Source organism: Microbulbifer okhotskensis (assembly GCF_023895975.1).
GTDB classification, from domain to species: domain Bacteria; phylum Pseudomonadota; class Gammaproteobacteria; order Pseudomonadales; family Cellvibrionaceae; genus Microbulbifer; species Microbulbifer okhotskensis.
This window is the reverse complement of record NZ_JALBWM010000348.1, coordinates 1-666: the sequence shown is the minus strand read 5'-3', so window position 1 is coordinate 666 and position 666 is coordinate 1. Positions and strand designations below refer to the sequence as shown.

The following is a 666-nucleotide window of genomic DNA, read 5'->3' as shown; positions in this document are numbered from 1 at the left end:
CGATCCAGCCAGGCTTTCAGCGCTTCGATCACTTTTGTAGCCTGCTGACCATTTAGCCAATCCAATCGCTCCACGCCGGTCTGGCGCTTCACGTAGGAAGACAGCGCGCGCTCTGATGAGTCGCGCACTATTCCCCGGTTTGCCAGTTCCAGCCACAGCGCCCTGATCTTGCGGTCCTGCGGCTGCTGGGCAGTGACTTTTTGCTTTGCTCGCTTAGGTTTCCAGCCCAGCTCGCGAAAGCGGTGCAGCAACTTGGAGCGGCCCGTAACATCCAGCTTTGCCGCAGAGTCCACTTTGCCCACCTGATAGAGGAGCTGGCGGTAGGTGTCGTCATCCATACACAGCTCTGCCCGTGCAATATGGATCATTGCCAGCTCTCTCTGTCGGATGGTCTTTTCAGCCATCAGCGGCCTCCAGCACTTCCTTATTCATTTTGGGCACTCCCTTTCCTCCAGTGACCCATCGTTCTTTATTGAGTACTCGGTGTATTTCTCCGTCACCCGATCAAAGATTTGTAGCCACGAAAAAAACTGTGATTCCTGCGATTTTTTGGCGATGTTTACCGCTAACTCCATTGTCGCCTGCTCGGTAGGAGCGCTCCCCCTAAAATTCCTTGCGCCACCATTCATTAAATGAACCCGGCCGGCAAAGATTGCGAACCTATTA

Annotated in this window: 2 protein-coding genes; both read right to left on the bottom strand. The window is 54.1% G+C overall.

Annotated elements, in window-relative coordinates; genetic code table 11:
- Positions 1-404: gp16 family protein (locus MO867_RS22445; protein WP_252473308.1), on the bottom strand; the 404-nt coding region annotated here is incomplete at its 3' end.
- A gap of 24 nt (positions 405-428) precedes the next feature.
- Positions 429-666 (bottom strand): hypothetical protein (locus MO867_RS22440; protein WP_252473306.1); only part of this gene is annotated, 238 nt, incomplete at its 5' end.